Source organism: uncultured Clostridium sp. (assembly GCF_900547735.1).
In the GTDB taxonomy this organism is placed as follows: Bacteria; Bacillota; Clostridia; order Lachnospirales; family Lachnospiraceae; genus Otoolea.
Genome location: NZ_URHZ01000052.1, coordinates 1 through 19,859, shown reverse-complemented (window position 1 = coordinate 19,859; position 19,859 = coordinate 1). Strand labels below are relative to the sequence as shown.

At 47.9% G+C, this 19,859-nt stretch carries 19 protein-coding genes; 3 read left to right on the top strand and 16 right to left on the bottom strand.

Translation table 11 applies throughout. From position 1 onward, the window contains the following. Nucleotides 1–11 precede the first annotated feature (11 nt). The 3 genes from QZT18_RS15685 to QZT18_RS15675 all read right to left on the bottom strand — a co-directional run bounded on the left by QZT18_RS15685 (nt 12) and on the right by QZT18_RS15675 (nt 2,354). Nucleotides 12–1,151: a HAMP domain-containing sensor histidine kinase gene (locus QZT18_RS15685; RefSeq protein ID WP_366925903.1), complete on the bottom strand. Its 1,140-nt coding sequence runs from the start codon at nt 1,149–1,151 to the stop codon at nt 12–14. Next, nucleotides 1,141–1,845, bottom strand: a complete 705-nt coding sequence (locus tag QZT18_RS15680; RefSeq protein ID WP_125143129.1) for a response regulator transcription factor — start codon at nt 1,843–1,845, stop codon at nt 1,141–1,143. Before QZT18_RS15680 ends, QZT18_RS15685 begins: the two co-directional genes overlap by 11 nt. A 266-nt stretch (nt 1,846–2,111) precedes the next feature. After that, the gene (locus QZT18_RS15675; protein ID WP_294149117.1) at nt 2,112–2,354 is read right to left on the bottom strand and encodes a helix-turn-helix domain-containing protein; all 243 of its coding nucleotides are present in this window, start codon (nt 2,352–2,354) and stop codon (nt 2,112–2,114) included. A 65-nt stretch (nt 2,355–2,419) separates the two neighbouring features. Here QZT18_RS15675 and QZT18_RS15670 point away from each other — a divergent pair, with 65 nt between their 5' ends. Then, on the top strand, nt 2,420–2,758 hold the full coding sequence (locus tag QZT18_RS15670; protein ID WP_294149116.1) for a hypothetical protein: 339 nt from the start codon (nt 2,420–2,422) through the stop codon (nt 2,756–2,758). 235 nt (nt 2,759–2,993) lie between these two features. Further along, the gene (locus QZT18_RS15665; RefSeq protein ID WP_294149115.1) at nt 2,994–3,674 is read left to right on the top strand and encodes an aspartate/glutamate racemase family protein; all 681 of its coding nucleotides are present in this window, start codon (nt 2,994–2,996) and stop codon (nt 3,672–3,674) included. Nucleotides 3,675–3,912: 238 nt separating this feature from the next. Here QZT18_RS15665 and QZT18_RS15660 read toward each other — a convergent pair whose 3' ends face one another. The 12 genes from QZT18_RS15660 to QZT18_RS15605 form a co-directional block, all read right to left on the bottom strand. Then, a complete protein-coding gene (locus QZT18_RS15660) occupies nt 3,913–6,081 on the bottom strand; it encodes an RNA degradosome polyphosphate kinase (RefSeq protein ID WP_294149113.1) in 2,169 nt (722 codons plus the stop codon). A gap of 3 nt (nt 6,082–6,084) precedes the next feature. Continuing rightward, the gene (locus QZT18_RS15655) at nt 6,085–7,650 is read right to left on the bottom strand and encodes an exopolyphosphatase (RefSeq protein ID WP_294149111.1); all 1,566 of its coding nucleotides are present in this window, start codon (nt 7,648–7,650) and stop codon (nt 6,085–6,087) included. Further along, nucleotides 7,640–8,974, bottom strand: coding sequence for an ATP-binding protein (locus QZT18_RS15650; RefSeq protein WP_294149109.1), 1,335 nt, complete (start codon nt 8,972–8,974; stop codon nt 7,640–7,642). The genes QZT18_RS15655 and QZT18_RS15650 overlap by 11 nt, the downstream gene beginning before the upstream one ends. A 37-nt stretch (nt 8,975–9,011) precedes the next feature. Beyond that, nucleotides 9,012–10,139, bottom strand: a complete 1,128-nt coding sequence (locus tag QZT18_RS15645; protein ID WP_294149107.1) for a bifunctional chorismate mutase/prephenate dehydratase — start codon at nt 10,137–10,139, stop codon at nt 9,012–9,014. After that, entirely contained in the window at nt 10,114–10,869 is a 756-nt protein-coding gene (locus tag QZT18_RS15640) for a 1-acyl-sn-glycerol-3-phosphate acyltransferase (protein ID WP_294149105.1), read from the bottom strand. Before QZT18_RS15640 ends, QZT18_RS15645 begins: the two co-directional genes overlap by 26 nt. A 205-nt stretch (nt 10,870–11,074) precedes the next feature. Next, entirely contained in the window at nt 11,075–12,571 is a 1,497-nt protein-coding gene (gene cls, locus QZT18_RS15635; RefSeq protein ID WP_294149102.1) for a cardiolipin synthase, read from the bottom strand. 98 nt (nt 12,572–12,669) lie between these two features. Next, nucleotides 12,670–13,173: a type II secretion system protein gene (locus QZT18_RS15630; RefSeq protein WP_294149100.1), complete on the bottom strand. Its 504-nt coding sequence runs from the start codon at nt 13,171–13,173 to the stop codon at nt 12,670–12,672. 20 nt (nt 13,174–13,193) lie between these two features. Continuing rightward, complete coding sequence (locus tag QZT18_RS15625; RefSeq protein ID WP_294149099.1) at nt 13,194–13,373, bottom strand: DUF4250 domain-containing protein; 180 nt, start codon at nt 13,371–13,373, stop codon at nt 13,194–13,196. 119 nt (nt 13,374–13,492) lie between these two features. Continuing rightward, nucleotides 13,493–13,795 carry a hypothetical protein gene (locus QZT18_RS15620; RefSeq protein ID WP_366925901.1) on the bottom strand — a complete coding sequence of 101 codons (303 nt, stop codon included), beginning with the start codon at nt 13,793–13,795 and terminating at the stop codon, nt 13,493–13,495. Nucleotides 13,796–13,832: 37 nt separating this feature from the next. Next, a complete protein-coding gene (locus QZT18_RS15615) occupies nt 13,833–15,263 on the bottom strand; it encodes a DNA polymerase IV (RefSeq protein WP_294149097.1) in 1,431 nt (476 codons plus the stop codon). Nucleotides 15,264–15,610: 347 nt separating this feature from the next. After that, nucleotides 15,611–16,438: a polysaccharide deacetylase family protein gene (locus QZT18_RS15610; protein ID WP_294149093.1), complete on the bottom strand. Its 828-nt coding sequence runs from the start codon at nt 16,436–16,438 to the stop codon at nt 15,611–15,613. Nucleotides 16,439–16,567: 129 nt separating this feature from the next. Continuing rightward, complete coding sequence (locus QZT18_RS15605; protein ID WP_294149091.1) at nt 16,568–17,440, bottom strand: polysaccharide deacetylase family protein; 873 nt, start codon at nt 17,438–17,440, stop codon at nt 16,568–16,570. A gap of 241 nt (nt 17,441–17,681) precedes the next feature. Here QZT18_RS15605 and QZT18_RS15600 point away from each other — a divergent pair, with 241 nt between their 5' ends. Then, entirely contained in the window at nt 17,682–18,662 is a 981-nt protein-coding gene (locus QZT18_RS15600) for an agmatinase family protein (protein ID WP_294149089.1), read from the top strand. A 251-nt stretch (nt 18,663–18,913) separates the two neighbouring features. On the opposite strand, the gene QZT18_RS15595 is transcribed toward QZT18_RS15600, so the two are convergent. Then, entirely contained in the window at nt 18,914–19,684 is a 771-nt protein-coding gene (locus tag QZT18_RS15595; RefSeq protein WP_294149087.1) for an IclR family transcriptional regulator, read from the bottom strand. Between the last annotated feature and the right edge of the window lie 175 nt (nt 19,685–19,859).

Genomic DNA, 19,859 nt, shown 5'->3' with positions numbered 1-19,859 from the left:
CTTCCCCCGCTTTACGCCGGTGTGTCAAAATTCTCTTTGTTTACGTCAAAGTTTGTCTTCAGCTTAACGGTGAATACGGTACCGTTCAAATCGCTTGTCACCTGGATCGTGCCGCCATGTATATCCACGATATTTTTGGCAATCGCAAGGCCCAGGCCCGTCCCTCCCGTGTTGGTGGAACGCGACTGCTCCACTCTGTAGAACTTGTTGAATATAAACGGAAGCTCATCCGCCGGAATCACGTAACCGTAATTGGTGACGGAAACGGTAACCGTCGGCTCGGCGACCTGTATCTTAACAAGCACCCGTTTCCCGTCGGCTCCGTATTTAATTGCATTGTTAATCAGGTTGTCAAAGAGACGGGCCAGAAGATTTCCGTCCGCCGTAATCACTTTGCCGGGCACATTGCTCTGAAGTTCATAGGACAGATTCTTGTCCACAAAGCTCGGATAGAACTCCTCCAGAAGCTGGCTCAAAAGCTTAACAACGTCCACCTTTCCCACATGCATGCTCATCTTACCGTAATTCATCTTGGTAAATCCGAACAGATCCTCGATCAGCTTCTCCAGGCGTTTGGACTTGGCATATGCGATATCAATGTACTTCTTCTGCATCTCCTGCGGAATCTCCACCTTGCCGGACAGCAGCTCCAGATATCCGATGATCGATGTGAGGGGCGTCCTCAGGTCATGAGCCACATTGGTAATCAGCTCATTCTTCGTCCTCTCCGCTTCCCTCTCCTTATCCATCAGCCTGCGGATATCCTCCATCATCTTGTTGAGGTTTACCGCCATCTGGGTAAATTCGTCATCTCCCGTGACCTCCACCGTTGTGTTCAGATCTCCCTCCGAAATATTCTGGATGGCGGAAGATATCTTCCCGATGTAGCGCAGCGCTTTCTCCTGCAGGGTCATGAACGTCACGGTAAATACGCCAATCCCCATGATCACATAGATGAGAACCATCAGCGTATTGATTTCCGTCATCTGCAGAAAAAAGGAATCGGCGTATCTCGTCTCTTTCAGATACCCAATGATCATGGAAACATTCGCGATGAGAAATACTTCTATCAGGCAGGTTATCACTGCACTGTAAAATATGTTTGTAACGATTTTCGTGCGAAACCGTTTGCTCATGTCACTACTTTTCAATTTTGTATCCTACCCCCCAGACGGTAGTGATGATCTTGTTCTGTCTGGTGTCCTCTTTCATCTTACCGCGAAGGCGCCGGATATGTACCATAACTGTGTTGTTGGCTTCATAGACCTTCTCATTCCAAACCTTCTCAAATATCTCATCGGTGCTGAATACGCGGCCCGGATTGGAAGCGAGAAGATAGAGGATATCGAATTCAATCGGGGTCAGCTTGATCTCTTCCCCATATACCATCACCTTGTGGTTATCCTTGTTAATAATCAGTCCCTTGATGGAAATCTCATTCTTGGCGGAGGAACTTACGTTGCTCTGCGGATTTAACTGTGTGTATCTGCGAAGCTGGGACTTTACCCTGGCCGTCAGCTCCAGCGGGTTAAACGGCTTTACCACATAATCGTCCGCCCCGGTTCCGAGACCCAGAATCTTATCAAGATCCGTGGAGCGGGCGCTGAGCATGATAATCGGGATGTTATTGGTCTCCCTGATCTTCTTACACATCTCAAGTCCGTCCATCCCCGGCATCATGATATCCAGAAGGACAAGATGAATGCTCTCCTTCTCCAGAATATCGAGTCCCGCCTGCGCGTTATCCGCCTTAAATACTTTATATCCGTCACTGACCAGGTAAATCTCCACCAGGTCCGCTATTTCCTTTTCATCATCTACCACTAAGATGTTGATCTCTGACATAAAAAATCCTCCCTCATTAGTAAACCTTTTCTGTCATTTTCCCGTTTTGTTTCTCTCCGGAAAATCATACAGTCTTAGTTTACCATACAGCTGAAAAATTTGCTTTAATTTTCTCTTACATTTTTGGAGAAATCTTCCCTTGTAAATCAAGGGTTTTCTGGAATTTCGTTACTAACTTGTTACTAATGCAATCGAATGAATTCACACAAAATCGCTCTCAATATGTATATAACAGAGGCGGCCGGAACATTCCCCGCCGCCCCTTGTTATTCCAATAATGCCTCATAGCTGCATCCTAATATTTCTTTAATTGCCCTTAATTGACTGGCTTTTACATGCTGCGTATTCGCTTCAATCTTCGATAAACTGAAGATTGTCATGGACACGCCAAGCAGATTTACCTCTCTCACCAGTTCCGATGGTCTCATGCCTTTTGCTGTTCTAAGTTTCTTTAAATTGCTCCCAATTTGTACATCGCTGTCATTTTTTATAAAAGTGTCTTCTATCATCTCTGTCCTCACGCTTGCTCGTTTAAGCAATCTTTTTCTTTATAGTATGTGAGGTTTATGGTAAAATGTTGCTTGTATTAGCAAAGCGAAATATATTTCCATCTATTTCCAGATTTAGTGCTGCATCAGAGAAGTATGACAAATCCGTAAGGGGAAAGGGATGGAAAATGAAAAGATATAGGAATCGAATTAAAAATAATATTTTATATTACTGGTCTGTGATCGACCTTACCATAACCGGATTGGCCTGCCACATTGTCCATTTTGTAAAAACGGGGCGGTTGCCCCAGAAAAGGACAAAGTACAGCCAGGATGAGATTCGGGAAGAACTGAGAAAAATTGCTGAAGAAATTGATATGAAAGATAAAGAGGCCCCGGTTGAGGGCCCGGGGCCAATGGAGTAATAGGATATGGGGCGAGGCCAGTGGAGAGTCGTGTCTCCGGGCGTCGCCCCCTTTCATTATAACGCGGGCATGTTTTTGCCCCTATATCCAACAAACGGATAAGGTTCTGTTTTTGTGACAACTCTCCCCGCAGGTCCCTGCAAAACGACGGAATGCATTGACGGATACGCCAAAAAATGTATATAATTAAATCACTACAAAAGCATACGGTTCTAAGTGAACAGGAGGTACACGGATGTCAAAGCGAGATATAAAAAGGATTGCCCTGCTGCTGCCCAACACGGATTCCATTCTGGAAACGGATCTTCAGATTTATCTTCCTTCCAATGTCATTATCCACACTGCCAGGATGCGCCTGGATGAAGTAGGGGAAGAGGCGGAAAAGCGTATGGTAGACGAAGAACTGCCGAAGGCAATCTCATTTCTGAAAGACATTACTCAGTTTGACGGCGCGGTGTTCGGCTGTACATCGGCCTCGGCGGTTTACGGTGAGGAGGGGCTGCAGCGCATCGGACATCTGATGGAAGAGGGGCTAAAATGTCCCGTGACCAATGCATTTTCTGCCGTTCTGTCTGAAATCAGGCGCTTTGAAGCAAAGCGAATCGGCCTCCTGACCCCTTACACCGGGGAGGTTAACCAATTCTTTGCGGCCACTCTGGCGGAGTTCCACATCGCCTGCGGGGCCTATTACGGTCTTGGAATCTCCGACGATACACAGATTGCCCGGGTGGAGCCTCAGGAGATTGAGGATATGGCATCCAGATACAGGGATGAATTAAAAGAACAGGATCTGCTCTTACTTTCCTGCACGAATTTCCGTGCCGCCGAGATCCATAACAGAATCAGCCGAATGCTGGAGCTTCCGGTTGTCACCAGTAATCAGGCTATTATCCACTGGATATTATCGATTGTATGACAGCCTGGGGAAACATTGTCCTCAGAAAATATAAAAACGAAACAGCGGTGCTTCAGAGCGGTACAAAGCCTGATAAGCATCGCTGTTTCGTTTTTTATGTTTTTACAGAATCCTTAAGCAGAGCCGGTTCACCGCGGTTCTAAATCCCGGTTTCCTCGGTTCCCGCCTTAGTTCCACCGCGGTTCATCCTTGATTCTTTCTCCCATTCCATCCAGCTTCCGGAGCCATCCCCAATTCCCTACTGTTCCAGAGGGATAAATACCCGGTTCTTTACCGGATCCGTCAGATCCTTCTCCGCCCTGGCCGCCTGGATCGCCTCCTCGCAGAATACCTCCTGGGAGATGACAAGGGCTTTCCCCCTCTTATCCTTCTTTGCATAGGTGCCGTCCGGCTGCAGGAAATGAGCCTTCACATTGTCATTTAACTGGACATCCAGGATGTGGATTACACGCGCTTTCAGCTTCTCGTCTTCCACCGGGAAGAGGATTTCCACACGCCGGTCCAGGTTTCGCGGCATCCAGTCCGCGCTTCCCATAAACACCTTCTGTTCCCCGCTGTTCTCGAAGAAGAAGATTCGGCTGTGCTCCAGGAAATTGCCGACGATAGAGCAGACCGTAATATTCTCACTCAGTCCCGGCACGCCCGCTTTCAGGCAGCAGATGCCGCGTACAATCAGTTCCACCTTAACGCCTGCGCAGGACGCTTCGTACAGGTTGGCAATGATCTCCTTGTCGCAAAGGGAATTCAGTTTCGCCACAATTCTTGCATTCTTTCCGTTCCTGGCATTTTTCGTCTCTCTCTGAATCAGGCGCAGAAACTTGCCGCGAAGCCACAGGGGAGCCAGAGACAGTTTATTCCATCCCAGAGGTTCGGAATATCCCGACAGCATGTTGAATACGGCCGTGGCATCCTCTCCAATCTGCGGATCGCAGGTGAACAGGCCGCAGTCCGTATAGAGCTTGGCTGTGGAATCATTGTAGTTGCCCGTTCCCAGATGGACGTAACGGCGGATGCCCTCCTCCTCTTTTCTGACAATCAGGGTGATCTTACTGTGCGTTTTAAGACCCAGCAGGCCGTAAATTACATGGCAGCCTGCTTTCTCCAGCATCTTCGCCCAGATAATATTATTCTCTTCATCAAAACGCGCCTTCAGCTCTACGAGAACAGAAACCTGTTTTCCATTGTCCGCCGCCTCTGCAAGGGCCGCAATGATCGGAGAGTTTCCGCTGACGCGGTACAGGGTCTGCTTGATAGCCAGGACATCCGGATCCTTGGCCGCCCGTTTGATAAATTCCACTACCGGTTCGAACGACTCAAACGGATGGTATAAGAGAATATCACCCTTTCTGATATTGGTGAAAATATCGTCGTCATTCATCAGGGCCGGTACCGGCTGCGGCGTGTAGCCAGGCGTCTTGAACGCCTCATAGCCCGGAAGGCCGTAAACTTTCATAAGCACGGTCAAATCCAGCGGGCCGTTTATCTCATATATCTCGTCGCTTGTCACTTCCAGCTCATTTTTCAGAATATCCAGAAGGCGTTTATCGGCTTTTTCCTCGATGTCCAGACGGATTGCCTCGCCCCACTGGCGTTTTTTCAACTGTTTTTCAATCTCCTGCAGCAGATCCTCGGCCTCATCCTCGTCGATGCTCAAATCGGCGTTTCTCATAACACGGAACGGATGGGAGCAGATGATATCATAGTTCAGGAACAGCTTGTCGATATTCCGTTCAATGATCTCCTCCAGATAGATAATCGTTGTCTTCGTCTCTTTCTGTTCCTGGCCGTCGCCCCCGGCGTTCTTCTCGTCGTCCGGGATCACAACGACCCTCGGCAGACCGGTTGGCACACGGACCATGGCAAAGTCCAGCTCGCTGTCTCCCTTTTTCTTTCTCACCAGTGCGGCAATGTTCAGGGATTTATTGCGAATCAGCGGAAACGGTCTCGAAGAATCCACCGCCATCGGCGTAAGGACCGGATAAACCACATCTTCGAAATACTTATCTACGTAGGCCGCCTCTTTTCTTGTCAGGTTCTCATGGCAGGTCACTATCTTCAGGCCATTCTGTTTTAAAACCGGAAGGAGGCCCCTGTTATAGGTCTTATACTGATCCGCCACCAGCTCATGTGTCTTAACTCCGATGGCCTCAAGCTGTTTTGTGGCCGTCATTCCCGCAATGTCGGGCTTTGTATATCCGGCATGGATCATATCCTTTAAAGAGGCTACACGGACCATGAAAAATTCATCCAGGTTGGAAGCTGTGATGCTTAAAAACTTCAGCCGGTCAAACAGCGGAGTGGTTTTATCCCTGGCCTCACCCAGAACACGGTAGTTGAATTCCAGCCAGCTCAGTTCCCTGTTCACATAATTTTCAGGACTGGTATATTTCGATGCTGTCTCTGTCATCTCTTAAATCCCCCTTTTCTGTCTCAGTACCGGATGTATGCCGAAGATCTCCTCGAAGAAGTCGGCCCTCTGCTCGAACGAGAAGCGTTCCAGCACAATACTGTCGGTATAGCCCGTCGTGATAACCAGGTTTCCGTCCCTGACCGCCACTTTGAAATCGGAGAGCTTCTGTTTATGGCCCCTGTCCATGGAATTGGCAAGGCGCAGGATCGCGGTCAGCTTTGCAATAATAATGGTCAGCTCCCGCCTTGAAATGTTCTTGCCTCCGTGCCGCGAAAAATCGGATTCCAGAACCACCTCGTCATAGGCAAATTCCTGTATATTATATCTCACGACGTTGGCGACAATCTCCCTCTCCAGATGGGAAAGTCCGATAATCTCCGTCGCCATGATAATCTGGTAAGCATTTTCCGTGCTCTTTGTGATGCTGACAAATTTACCGCAGGCGTGGAGAATCGCGGCAATCTGAAGCAGCAGCCTCTCCCTGTTTCCCAAACCGTGATATTTTCTGGTCGCATTGAAGATAGCCACCGCCGTCCTCTCCACTTCCTGGGTGTGGGCTGCATAACACTTATACCGCTTCGCCATATTTCGGGCCGAGGAGAGAATATCTCCCTCAAAATCATGGTGAAATTTTACAAGGCGGCTTTCTTCCGCATACTCCGCCGCAATCCCGTCGCAGAGCCGGATTCCCGGGATCCATACGGATTCCGCCCCCAGCATATCCAGCACCTTTTTATAAATAATGGCGCCCGGAATCAAAAGAGCCGCATAGTCGTGCTCTATCTCATAGTAGTCTTCTATCTCGTCCACGGACATCGAGGTCAGCTTCTTGCAGAAGGCCTTGAACTGCTCCGCGGTAAAGCGGTCCCGGTTCGCCTCCTTCATCCCTCTTTTGACCATATAGATAATGCTCTCGCCGGTCGCAATCAGGTTCTTGATCTGTCTGTCCTTCAGGTACATCTTTTTAAATGTGTAGAGCTCGTTGTCCACCAGCTCGTCAATTATCTCCGGTATCATCTGGTAATTGACCTTCCAGTGGGCGGACATCTCACTGAGGCGCAGCACACCCAGAATCAGGTTCTGGGTTGATACGAGAGAGTCCTTGTCAAACAGGGAAATCTGGGAGCTTCCAAATCCCACGTCCACAATCGCGGTTCCCGTCTGCACGGTCTTCTGGAACTCCGCGTCCTTGGATGCCACCGCTTTATAGGTCATAAAACGAAGCTCGGAGTTATTGATCGGTATTACCCTGACGCCGGTCCGGACCAGGATCTGATCAAGGACGATCTGGCTGTTTCTGGCCTCCCTGAGCGCACTGCTGGCATAGGCCCGGTAATCCTGGACCCTGTAGGTCTTCATGACGTCCATGAATTCCTTCAGCACCCGGCACATCTCGTCCACCAGCACATAAGTGATCTTACCGTCATTGTAGGTGTCTTTTCCCAAAGCCAGAACATGGCGCAGGTGATCTATTTCCCTGATGCCGTATTTGCCTGAAATCTCATAGATTCCAAGTTCCAGCTCAAACGATCCTACGTCAATCGCAGCAAATGTTTTAATTGCCATACTGTTTTTCCTCCAGCTTTAACTTACCCAGCAAATGAGTGATGAACTGGGTGGCCGTCCTGCCGGACAGTCCGCCATGGCTCAGCTCCCATTTATTTGCCTCCAGATACAATTCTTCCTCCGGCATATTTACATGGTATTTCTCCGCCAGCACCTTCACGATCTTCTGGAATTCCTTTTTGTCCGGGGAACCGTAATAGATCGTCACTCCAAACCTGGCCACGAGGGATAATTTTTCCTGCACCGTGTCGTTGACATGCAGATCATCGTCCAGCTCACGTTTATCACTGAACTTCTCCCGGATCAGATGACGTCTGTTGGAGGTTGCGTAAATCAGGACATTCTGGGGTTTGATTCCCAGCCCGCCCTCGATAATCGCTTTCAGATATTTGTACTCTATCTCATATTCCTCAAAAGACAGATCATCCATATAGATAATAAATTTGTAGTTCCTGTCCTTAATCTGCTCCAGAACATCCGACAAGCTGCGGAACTGATGCTTATATACTTCTATCATCCGCAATCCCCGGTCATAATATTTATTCAGAATCGCCTTGATGCTGGAAGATTTTCCCGTACCGCTGTCGCCAAACAAAAGTACGTTGTTGGCCGCCCTGCCTTCTATAAATGATTCCGTATTTTCGATAAGTTTTGCTTTCTGCATCTCGTATCCGACGAGATCCTCCAGATAGATATGCTCCACCCTGGTGATCGGCTCAATCGATGCCTTTGGGCTGTTCTCGTTCATGCTGATATGGAATGCCTTATTAAGGCCGAATTTGCCGACGCCGAATTCCCTGTAAAACTCGGTCACCGTATCCTGGAACGTCCCGTCGTCGCCTGCGCTCTCAAGCGCCGCGGCCAGCTCTACAATTCTGTCACGGATTCTGCGGTTGAATACCCGGCTCTCATCCGATGAACTCTGATACCGCTTCATCAAATGCCAAATGCCGCCGTCCCCATGGTCCAGAGCGGCGATATCGCGTGAAAAAAGCTCCCTCATCAGCCGGAAATCATGGGCCGCCAGCTCATTTAACGTGCCTTTTACAGGGCCTGTAATCTCACATGAAGTGCTGTAGGCGTTCTCATGGTTTGCCATACAGAAAGCCAAAAAGCAGTGCCATAGATTTCCTTTAAAACCATAGGTCACTGCCAGTTCTATCAAACAGTTGGCACAGGCAAAGGCATCCGGGGCCTCAGGGCCCCCGTCCGATGCCAGCAGTGCGCATACGTCGTCAAATAAGTTCTGATATTTTAAATTTCTGTAGAGAATCATCTGATTCCCCTGTATTTTTCCGTTTTCTTTCCTCATTATCTCTTCCATGCTGCCCTCTTTCCGGCTGAACATAAATACCGTACCGTCAATAATTACCGAGAATCCTCATATTCTTCGCTTCCTGTGATATACCGTAAAGCGCACTTATAACTCCCGGATTCTCCAGATTTCCTTCTATGTCGACAAAGAAACGGTATTCCCAGTTACGCCCGGGAACCGGACGCGACTCGATCATCCTCATGTTGACGTGATTAAAAATAAAGTTCCCCAGTATGTTGTAAAGAGTACCAATCTTGTGGGGAAGTTCAAAACAGATGCTGATCTTCCCGGCATCTTCCCTGTATACCGGCTCAGCCGACAAAATCAGAAAACGCGTCGTGTTCTCTTTACTGTTGTTAATGGAAGTGGCAAGCGGTTTTAAACCGTAGATTTCCCCTGCTATCTCACTTGCTACCGCGGCCTGGGTCCTGTCGTTCTCATCCCGGATCTTCTTGGCTGCGACCGCATTATTCTCCATGCTGAGCTGCTGCCAGTTCTCCCTCCCGTTCAGGAACTCGGAACTCTGCATCAGCGCCTGGGGATGGGCATATACGCGCCGGATATCCTCAATGGAGGCATCCTGTGTACCGAGCAGGAAGTGGTTTACCGGAACAAAGGTTTCCGCCACTATGTAATTGTTATACTTTAAAAGCAGATCATAGTTATCCGTAACGGCTCCTGCGGAGGAGTTCTCGATCGGGAGCACGCTGTAATCGGCCCGTCCCTCCTTCACCTCTATCATCAGATCTTCAAACCTGCGGACATGATGGATATCGGCCTCTTTGCCAAAGTACCGCAGCGCAGCAGCATGGCCATAGGCCCCTTCCAGGCCCTGGAATACAATCCTTTTCCCCGCAGTGTCCAGTTTCTTCACTTTCTCAAAGCCCAGCTCCATCAGGCCGGTACGCCCCGCCATCGTCTGGTACTGGTAACGGCGGCTCAGTGTCATCATCTGGAGAAAAAGCTCTCCTACCGCCTGCTTATTAAAATCACCCTCCGCCATTCCGGTAAGGGTTTCTATCTTCTCCTGTTCGCGCTTAGCGTCGTAAACAGCCTTGCCCGTCTCAATCTTATACTCCGCCACATCCGCGCAGAATCTCATTCTCTCTTCGAAAAGTTTCTCAATCTGTGTATCGATTCCATCCAGTTTAATTCTGATTTCCTGTAAGTCCATGCTGCTCCTTTTCAAGCATTCTGATAATCTGCTTTCTCGTATATGCCCCGACAAACTTGCGCTCCTCCGGAGGCAGTTCCTTGATAATAAACGGCTGTCCAAACTCAATCGTCACATGGGCCGGCCTGATAATCGGAAAATGTTTTTCAAATATCTCCGCCGTACCGGTGATGGCAACCGGTATTACCGGGCATCCGGATTTCTCGGCAATCTTTAAGCTTCCCTCTTTAAAGGGCAGAAGTTCCAGGAGATCTTCCCCTCTGTTTCTCGTTCCCTCCGGAAAAATCCAGATGGAAACGCCCCTCTTTACCTTTTCGATTCCTTCCAGGATTGTCTTAAGTCCCTCTTTCAGGTTCTTGCGGTCCAGAAACAGGCAGTTGACATTGGTCATCCAGTCGGAAAGCAGCGGATACCGCTTCATCTCTTTCTTTGCTACAAATCCCAGTAAGCTCGGCACCGTCGTATAACCTACGAGAATATCAAAATAACTTCTGTGGTTTCCCACATACAGGACAGGCTGTCCTTCCGGCACATTCTCCATCCCTTTGACGGTCACGGTCACTCCCGACATCTTAAGTATGAAACGGAATACTTTCTGCACAATGCGCAGGCTCTCCCGCTCCATCTTCTCCTGGTCACTTTTGCCTGTCTTTTTAAGTTTATACAAAAGTCCTGTGGAAAAAATAAGGAAACCAATTACAGTTGATGCCACTAATATAAAACGTATCATATCTTCACCTCTCTATCCGTTCTATTATATAAAAATAACGGCTCTTTTACAAGCTTTTCCTGTCTGTAAAATGCCTGTAAAGAACCGTTGTGTTTGACCCAAGGGGGCCCGCTGTCTGTGACTTTCGCTTTGCTCCACTCACAAAAAACACCTCGCGGAATACATCCGGTCTGAACCGTAACACGTTCTGTAATTTTTATCCGTCCTATAAAAGCGATGACAGCAGACGGCTGCACTGTTCCTTAAAGCGGATCACAAGCCCCCTGGCCTCATAATCCTCCGGTGTAATCTCCCTGCACAGCGGAAGATCATTCAGGAATGCCTCTTCCAGGCGTTCCGTCGTAGCCTCGTCATAGATGACCGCATTGACTTCAAAATTCAGTTCAAAACTTCGAATATCCATATTGGCCGTACCGTAACAGCTCACAAAGCCGTCCACGGAAACGCCTTTGGCATGGAGGAAACCGTTCTCATAGGTGTAGCATCTGGCTCCCGCCTTCAGCAGATCGCCCACATAGGAATAGGTGGCCCAGTACACAAACGGATGATCCGGTTTGCAGGGAATCATCAAACGCACATCCACGCCCGAGCGGGCTGCAATCTGAATGGCGGACAGAACGGCGTCATCCGGGACAAAATAAGGCGTCTGAATATAGATATGATGCCGGGCCTTATGGAACAGTTCCAGATAATTATCGCGTATCTGCCGGGTCTGGGTATCGGGTCCGCTGGAAACGATCTGGATTCCAACCATGCTGTCAATCGACGTGGGTTCCGTCAGATCAACGGTCTCATTAAAATAGCTCATATCTTTAAACAGATTCTCCCCGGCCGCATAATTCCAGTCCTGGGCAAAACGGAGCTGCAGGCCGATTACCGCCTCGCCGTAAATTTTCAGATGGGTATCCCGCCAGTATCCGAACTTCGGATCCTTGGAGATATATTCCCGGCCGATATTAAAACCGCCGACATAACCGACGCGGCCGTCAATCACGACAATCTTCCTGTGGTTTCTGTAATTCACACGGAAATTGAGACGGCCCAGAATCGGCGGGAAGAAGCTGGCAATCCCAATTCCGGCTTCCTCAAGCATCTTCCACTTTCGCTTCGGCATAAAACGGCCGCCCATCCCATCGTACAGAATCCTGACTTCAACGCCCTCCCTCACCTTTTCAAGCAGGATCGGAATCATTGAATCAAACAGTTCATCATTCTTTATAATATAGTACTGGATGTGGATATAACGTCTGGCCTTCTTCAGTTCTTCTTTTAAGTCGTCAAACTTCTCCACGCCGTCAGTAAAAATCTCCACCTGGTTGTTCATCGTCAGGACTGCTCCGGATACCTCCAGGTTATAGAGAACCAGATCCGCATATCCTCCGGCCAGAGAACCCAAAAGTCCCATATCCTGGCTCTTGATGAATTCTTCCTGGTTTTTAGCCGAATATTTGAGGCGGTCCTCCACCTCTTTGATCCTGAACATCTTGCTCTTCCTGAAATCCTGGTCAAAGAACAGATAAAAGAGAATGCCGAACACCGGAATGAAATACAAAGCCAGAAGCCACGTCCAGACCGTCTTCGGATCATGCCTCCTGAAAAATACGATAATAATCGACAGTATTAAATTGACAAAAATCAGATGTTCCAAAAGCCATGTCCAGACCGACACCGCTCCGTCAAAAATCGTTGCAATCAAGCCCACTGTATTTACTCCGTCCCATTCTCTATAGCCGGCATGTTCCATAAGCCGGCTCAATCCATTACTGCCTCAGTTCATAACTGCTTCATTCCTTAGCGGCATTAGTCCGTATCCGTTTTCTCGTCCGAACTCTGTTCTTCTTCGTCCTCTGTTATTTCGGTTTTTCTAATGCTGATCTCCGGCTTATCCTTGACAATCGCAATATCACCCGTTAACTTTACCGATATTTTGTAGTCATCCACCACGTAAATAAATCCAATCAGCACAGACTGTACAAAACGGAATTCCTGTATCTCCGCTCCCATTGTGGCTCTCCTCGTCAGGTACGGATTCAACACGTGCCGCTTTGAAGATACTTCAATTTCACATAGCTTAGCCGCCAGTTTCTCCTGTGTGAGCGGAGTGCCGGCTGCCTCCATATCGATCATATACAATTGGGTAGCCAGGCAGACGCTTTCCGCCTCCGTCATATAACGCTGTTCTCTGGCTTTTTCGATATATTTTGCCAAAACAGGCGCCGCCATCCCGATGAATATTGCAAGTATTGATACTGATATAACCAGTTCCAGCAATGTAAATCCGCTGCATTCTCTGTTCTCGTTCATCTTCTGTCTTTTATTCATATTCAGCGAAAACGGTTCTGGCCTTTGTCATAACAGTAACCAGCTTCTGCCAGTTTTTTCTCCAGCTCCTGGCGGTCCACCGCCAGGTCGTCACAAAGTGATTCCAGGCTGGAATAATAGTCGCGAAGCTGAGTATTAATAAAACTCAGGCACATAATTGGATCCTGTGGTATTTTTTTCATCTTGGGTCACGCTTCCTTCTCTGTCAGTTATCTTTTTCCCACACACTTTATCACAATGCACCTGTAAATTCAATTGTTTGTCAACATAAATTTACAAAATTTTACACATTTCTACAAACTTACTCTTCCGGAAACGTAACAGTCACATAAAAACCCCTGTCATTTTCCACAATTTCCTTCACAATTCCTCTTGTAACCCCGTTCTCCGTCTTTAACCGGTTGTTGAGTTTGAAAAGCCCTGACATCGCCACGGCCGGTTCTATCATATAGTTGACATTAAAGGGGGTGACCGATTCACTCACCTCTACTTCCTGGCCCTGCTCCACAAGCCCCGGCCTCTCCATCTTAAATATGATTTCCTTTGCCATCACAATCCCTCTTTCATCCGTATATTGGTTATTGTCCATTATAAATATTACCATAAGAACTGTCTTTTTTCCAGGGTTCGTACGGCTGCGGTTAATCTATCTTGATTCTGCTGTAATCCACGGTCAGCTTTTCCCTGGAAATTCCGCCCGACATATGGTCTATTCTTCCTGCTCTCTTCCTAGTTTCCGCTTTCCCGGCCGTTTTATTCGTTTTGTTCATCTTATCCGGCTCTTTAACAGGTTCTTCTCCCGGATTTCTTTCTTCCGGAGCCGATGCGGTTTTCACCCCCTGCGCGCTTACTTTCCCGTTGCCCTTCTCTTCCTTATCATTGATGTCCGGAGGAAGGAATGAGGCTCTTTTGACGGCATCCGTGCCGAATTTACCGCGGATGGCATCCACGGCCCGGTCTAACTTTTCCAGTTTTTCGTAGTCTGTTGTATCGAAAATACTCATCTGGCGGGCGCTTTCCTCCTTGATCCTGGTCGTCTGTATTCCGAGATGGCGGATTGGCGCCCCATCCCACAGCTCTTCAAAAAGACGGCAGGCCGCCTGGTATATCTCCGCCGTAATATTAGTCGGCGCCGCCAGCACCATCTGATGCCCCTGTGACTGCAGAAGATTGTTCTTAATTGATACAGAGACTACCTCCGCCTTAACTCCATGGCTTCTCAGCCGCGTCCCAACGGTCTCCGCCAGAGACAGAAGTACCATCTTCGCTATCTGCGCGTCCGTCACGTCAAAAGAAATCGTCGTGCTGTTGCCGTATCCCTTATTGTCCGGCGCTTCCGGCTCCACCAGATCGGGAGCCTCTCCATTGGCAAAATTCCAAATCACTTCACCGTGCTTTTTCAAATGGCTGGTCACGATGGACAGTTCCGTATTCGCCAGCTCCCCAATCGTATGGATTCCCATAGCCGAAAGCTTCTGTTCGGTTGCACGGCCGACAAAAAAAAGTTCCCTCACGGGCAGAGGCCACATCTTCTCCGCGATCTCATCCTGAAAAAGCGTATGCACCAGATTGGGCTTCTTAAAATCCGAGGCCATCTTCGCCAGCAGCTTATTGGATGATACACCGATATTGACGGTAAATCCAAGCTCCGACTCAATCCTCTCCCGGATGCGGTTGGCCGCTTCCTCCGGCGGCCCGAACAGCTTCTCCATCCCGGTCATATCCATAAAAGCCTCATCAATACTGTATGGTTCCACATTGGGAGAATATTCTTTCAACATATCCATAAAAGCCTGAGATGATTCCTTATAGAGATTATAATGAGCCGGCACCAGTTCCAACTGGGGACATTTCTTTCGTGCTTCCATGATGGATTCCCCTGTCCGGACGCCAAACTGCTTGGCCTTTATGGACTTGGCCAGAATAATGCCGCGGCGCTTACTGCTGTCGCCGCCCACAGCGCAGATTCCTTCCCTTAAATCCCTGGTTCCCCCCAGGTGCTTCAGACGGTAAACCGCCTCCCAGGAAAGAAATGCGCTGTTCACATCCACATGAAATACAACCTGTCCCACGTTTCCACCTCCGGTCAATTTCAGAAAACATAGTTCCTGTCCAAAACAGGAACCGTGCGGCGGCTCCTGCTGTTTAATAAATCCATTATATCAGAACGTGTGTTCTGTGTAAATAGAGAACTTTTTTCCATATCAGCATGACAGTTTAAAATCCGTTATTGCATGACGGCTCAAAATCCATTATTCAGTCTCTTGTACTTTCGTGGAATGCTGGATTCCATAGACATCCATTTTGTAATCCCTAGTGTAAATCAGCTCTGAGACGGGTACAATTGTATATCCCCTGGCCTGTATTTCTTTAATAATTGTCTCCAGTGCCTGAGGCGTATATTCCGCCCCGTTGTGCATCAGGATAATCGTCCCGTTTTCAGCTTTCCGCTGTTCAGTACGCCGTCCAGAAGCGGCTGAATTCCCAGATTCTTCCAATCCAAAGAATCAATTGACCATTGAATACAGTAATACCCGTTATTTTTGACCGTGTCAATCACTTTTGAATTATAGGCTCCGTATGGGGCTCTGAATAGAAATGCCTCCCGCCCCGTCAATTCCTTTATTTTCTCATGGGCAGCCTGTATCTGGGCGGAAATCTGTTCCGGCGTCATACCCGTCATATCCGGGTGGCTGACGCTGTGATTGCCGATTTCATGGCCTGCCTCATAAATCTTTTTAACGCTGTCCTCGTGGTCATCCATCCAATCCTTGGTCAGGAAAAAGGTCGTGCGCACATTATAACGTTTCAGGATTTCCAGAAGCTGATCCGTATAGTCAAATACGGAACCGGAGTCAAATGACAGCGCTACCAGCGGTTTTTCCGTATCTACCTGGAAAATCGGCTCGCTTTGTTTTCCGGCATAATGATTGCAGGATTCATCCGGCGCGATATGCTCATACCGTTCAATCTGCGGAATTTTCTGAATCCACGCTCCATCCTTCCCCACCGTATAGCCGTCGGGCGTGACGCCGTCCGTCACCATGTTTCCCTGGGTATCCAGATAATACCAGCAGCCGTCGTCATCCTGAAACCATTGAGAGGCCAGATGGCTTCCGTCATTATTTTCGTACTTCCAGACTTCCTCCCCGTAAACCCAATTGCCCGCCAGGGCGGGAACCGCCGCCAGCAGGGCCATTGATGTTCCCAAAACAAGTGCTGCCGCCGTCCAAATCTTATTTTTCATAACGCCTCCCCTTCCCAAACACTTCCGTTACAAATCAAAATGTAATCTGTTAATTTCCGGTTTGATTTTGGTTTTATCAGTGTTTTATCTATAAATACAGTATAAAACAGAACAGTAAAATAAGCAATCTTAATCGGCAAACTGCCGTCCTTCCTGATCAAGATGAAAATTTTCCTTCCATATAAGAGAGGAAACCGGAACAATTTCAAAACCTTTTTGCTGCAGCCCTGCAATGACCGCTTCCAGGGCATCCGGGGTATACTTTGCCCCATTGTGCATCAGAATAATACTTCCATTGCCAAGATGCGGATCGTCCAGTACTTTATTCACAATCGAATCGGTGCCGTAATCCTTCCAGTCCAAACTGTCAACGTCCCACTGAATCGGGTAATATCCCATGGAATCCGCAACTTCTATTACATTATTATTATAATCACCGTAGGGAGGACGGAACAGCGTCATGTCTTTTCCCGTCAGTTTCTTCACTTTGTCATGTACCGTCTGCAGCTCCGACTTAATCTTTGCCTTGTCGAGCCGGCTCATATTCTTGTGGTTTTCGCTGTGGTTTCCAAGCTCATGTCCCTGTTGTGCAATATAGCGGACATCCTCCGGATATTTTTCCACCCATCCGCCCGTCATAAAAAAAGTAACCTTGATATTGTGGGCCCCCAGGATATCCATCAGCCGGCGTGTATCCTCATTTCCCCACGCCGCGTCGAACGTCAGCGCCACCTGTGGTTTATCCGTCTTCACGCAGTAAATAGGAAGTCTTCTTTCCTTAATCTGATAATTCCTGCCTGCGGCTTTGACATACTTAAACACGCTCTGTGATGAGACGCTGGATGCATCCCCCTTATGTATGGATTTCTCATATAGAGACGTGATGCAGCCGATTGACAAAAGCACCAACAGCATCCAGAACAGCGCGTTCTCCGCCATAGGCAGATGATGGCCGGAATGCCTCTCCGACGGTTCCCTCTTTCTTTGTTCAAAAAATTTCATTTGACCACCTCAACAGATTATAATTTTCAGACTGCGCGCCGGTCCGCAAAATGCCGTCAGAATTGCCGTCAAAGAGGGCCGGATCGCCTTATTATTATAAGTATATGAGGGAAAAAATGTTACATGCCTATTGACATTTCGACACCGTAGTGATATAGTCAGATTATGATAATATCGTTTACAAAATTACAATATCGTTTTTCAATGTACCATATTTCGTCCACGAAAGGAGTTTTTTATTATGCAGAATAAGCCAGTTATCTATCAGCCAGGCGTAGTGCCACAGGAAATTTACAGCGGTGTACCATCTTTTATGGGACTGCCGGTAGCAAAGACAGCAGACGATGTAAAACAGTTCGATTTCGCCGTTATGGGTGTTCCGTGGGAAGGCGGATGTACATATGGCGGATACTCCTCCTGCGTTGTAGCGCCGAAAACATTCCGTGCCGTATCGACACGCTATACGGGATATCTTCCTGATTATGATATAGATACATTTGATTATCTGACCGCCTGTGATTACGGCGATACCGTTGTCCAGAACGGCAACTATGACCTGACATTTGCAAAGATGCGTGAGAAATTCGGTGAGATCATTGACGCAGGCGCGATCCCGATCACATTTGGCGGCGATCACTCCATCTCCTACCCAATGATCAGCGAACTGGCAAAACGTCATAAAAAGAGAGTCGGCGTTATCCATTTTGACGCACATCTCGATACAATGCCATCCTTTGGCGACGACCTTTATTCAAGATGCTCTCCTTTCAACCGCCTGTATCAGGATGAGAACTTTGATTCCACCAAGATTGTACATATCGGAATCAGAGGACCGAGAAACCATCCTCAGGAGAGAAGGGAGGCCGAGAAATACGGCGCAACCGTAATTCCGGCTATGGAAATCAAAAAGACCGGATACGAGGCTTCCATCAAGAAAGCCCTGGAAATTGTGTCTAAAGATACGGATGTAATCTATGTAACCATCTGCTCCGACGTACTGGATGCTTCCGCTAACCCACAGGGACCGGTAGATCCATGCGGCGTTACCTCCTTTGAGCTGGCTATGATGGTCAACGAATGCGGCAGGGCCGGAGCCAACGCATTTGACTTTGTAGAGATTTACCCGGAAACCTGCGGGGCGCAGACATCTGCCCACACAGGTGTATGGATGGCGCTCTATTTCATGAATGGTCTGGCTGCCAGAAAAGCAGAATTAAAATAATTCTGTTTTCTTAAGAGGTGTATTTTATTGAAAAATCTGCATGCATGAAAAAAACATATTAAAAGAAGGGTAAGAATTCCATTTTCCTGGAGTTCCTGCCCTTCTTGAATTTACTTTAACGAGTTTCCGCCCGCTCCTTCTCCCGGATGCTCCGTCACCCGACCGGATATCGTTCTTTTGGCCTTATTGACCGGACGGTTCCAAATACACAAATACGTTTTTCCTTGTCTTCCAAAACGCTTCTTTGTCCGCTAGAACAAAAGATTCTCTGTCACGAATGCCGCGCAATCCCTCATTGGAATGATAACATCCTGAATAATCGGCATCACAATGGAACTGGAGGCCACGATACTGATCGTCCCGTAAAGCGCCCCGTTCTTCTTCATGACCGGAATGGCAATACTGCTGATTCCAAGACCTATCTCTTCAAATTCCGTGGCATATCCCCATTCTTCAATCTTATCCAGCTCTTTTTGCAAATCTTCCCTGGTTATAAGCGTGTTCTTTGTATACATCCGCTTATCCAGCGTCCTAAAATACCGTTCCCTCTGGCGATCCCCCATATAATACAAAAGCAGCTTTCCGGACGCGGTGGCATTTAACGCAAAGGTCGTGTTTAAACGCGTGAGAAGAATGTAATGTGCGTTTTCCGGATTGATGTTTTCAATCGTAAAAATGTTGTAATTAGAGACCACCTGAAGACGGGCCGATACCTGAAATGTGTTGGAAATCTGCTCCAGATACGGCCTGGCCAGCTTCTTGACGCGATCCATATCATTAGAGCTCACCAAATCCGCCTTGGGAATAAATACAGGTCCCAACGTATAAATATTTGCTTCTCCATCATGTTCCAGATAACCATTAGCCACCAGAGTATTGACAATTCCCCTGGTCGTATTGATATTCAGGGACAGCATCTCACTGATCTTCGGCAAAGTCAGCTTCGGTGTCTGATCACTGAAACAGTTGATAATATCAAATGCCCTCTGGATAGACTGGATCAGACGCACTTCTTTTTCCATAGTACAGGCTCCTTTTCTCTTCGATACAAGATAGATTTATACTACAACATTTTCGGAAAATATGCAACGAATCCCAATTTATTGTACGCGTTTTCTCAATGATTTGTTACTGATTGGACATAAATAGGGATTTAATTGAGGAATGAGAACGCCGCCGGGACGGTCGGGGTTCGGG

What these genes read in the sequence shown, in the direction of transcription:
- QZT18_RS15680 (WP_125143129.1), bottom strand. Translation starts at nt 1,845, where the DNA reads ATGTCAGAGATCAACATCTTAGTGGTAGATGATGAAAAGGAAATAGCG.
- QZT18_RS15675 (WP_294149117.1), bottom strand. Translation starts at nt 2,354, where the DNA reads ATGATAGAAGACACTTTTATAAAAAATGACAGCGATGTACAAATTGGG.
- QZT18_RS15670 (WP_294149116.1), top strand. Translation starts at nt 2,420, where the DNA reads ATGTTGCTTGTATTAGCAAAGCGAAATATATTTCCATCTATTTCCAGA.
- QZT18_RS15665 (WP_294149115.1), top strand. Translation starts at nt 2,994, where the DNA reads ATGTCAAAGCGAGATATAAAAAGGATTGCCCTGCTGCTGCCCAACACG.
- QZT18_RS15660 (WP_294149113.1), bottom strand. Translation starts at nt 6,081, where the DNA reads ATGACAGAGACAGCATCGAAATATACCAGTCCTGAAAATTATGTGAAC.
- QZT18_RS15655 (WP_294149111.1), bottom strand. Translation starts at nt 7,650, where the DNA reads ATGGCAATTAAAACATTTGCTGCGATTGACGTAGGATCGTTTGAGCTG.
- QZT18_RS15650 (WP_294149109.1), bottom strand. Translation starts at nt 8,974, where the DNA reads ATGGAAGAGATAATGAGGAAAGAAAACGGAAAAATACAGGGGAATCAG.
- QZT18_RS15645 (WP_294149107.1), bottom strand. Translation starts at nt 10,139, where the DNA reads ATGGACTTACAGGAAATCAGAATTAAACTGGATGGAATCGATACACAG.
- QZT18_RS15640 (WP_294149105.1), bottom strand. Translation starts at nt 10,869, where the DNA reads ATGATACGTTTTATATTAGTGGCATCAACTGTAATTGGTTTCCTTATT.
- QZT18_RS15630 (WP_294149100.1), bottom strand. Translation starts at nt 13,173, where the DNA reads ATGAACGAGAACAGAGAATGCAGCGGATTTACATTGCTGGAACTGGTT.
- QZT18_RS15625 (WP_294149099.1), bottom strand. Translation starts at nt 13,373, where the DNA reads ATGAAAAAAATACCACAGGATCCAATTATGTGCCTGAGTTTTATTAAT.
- QZT18_RS15620 (WP_366925901.1), bottom strand. Translation starts at nt 13,795, where the DNA reads ATGGTAATATTTATAATGGACAATAACCAATATACGGATGAAAGAGGG.
- QZT18_RS15610 (WP_294149093.1), bottom strand. Translation starts at nt 16,438, where the DNA reads ATGAAAAATAAGATTTGGACGGCGGCAGCACTTGTTTTGGGAACATCA.
- QZT18_RS15605 (WP_294149091.1), bottom strand. Translation starts at nt 17,440, where the DNA reads ATGAAATTTTTTGAACAAAGAAAGAGGGAACCGTCGGAGAGGCATTCC.
- QZT18_RS15600 (WP_294149089.1), top strand. Translation starts at nt 17,682, where the DNA reads ATGCAGAATAAGCCAGTTATCTATCAGCCAGGCGTAGTGCCACAGGAA.
- QZT18_RS15595 (WP_294149087.1), bottom strand. Translation starts at nt 19,684, where the DNA reads ATGGAAAAAGAAGTGCGTCTGATCCAGTCTATCCAGAGGGCATTTGAT.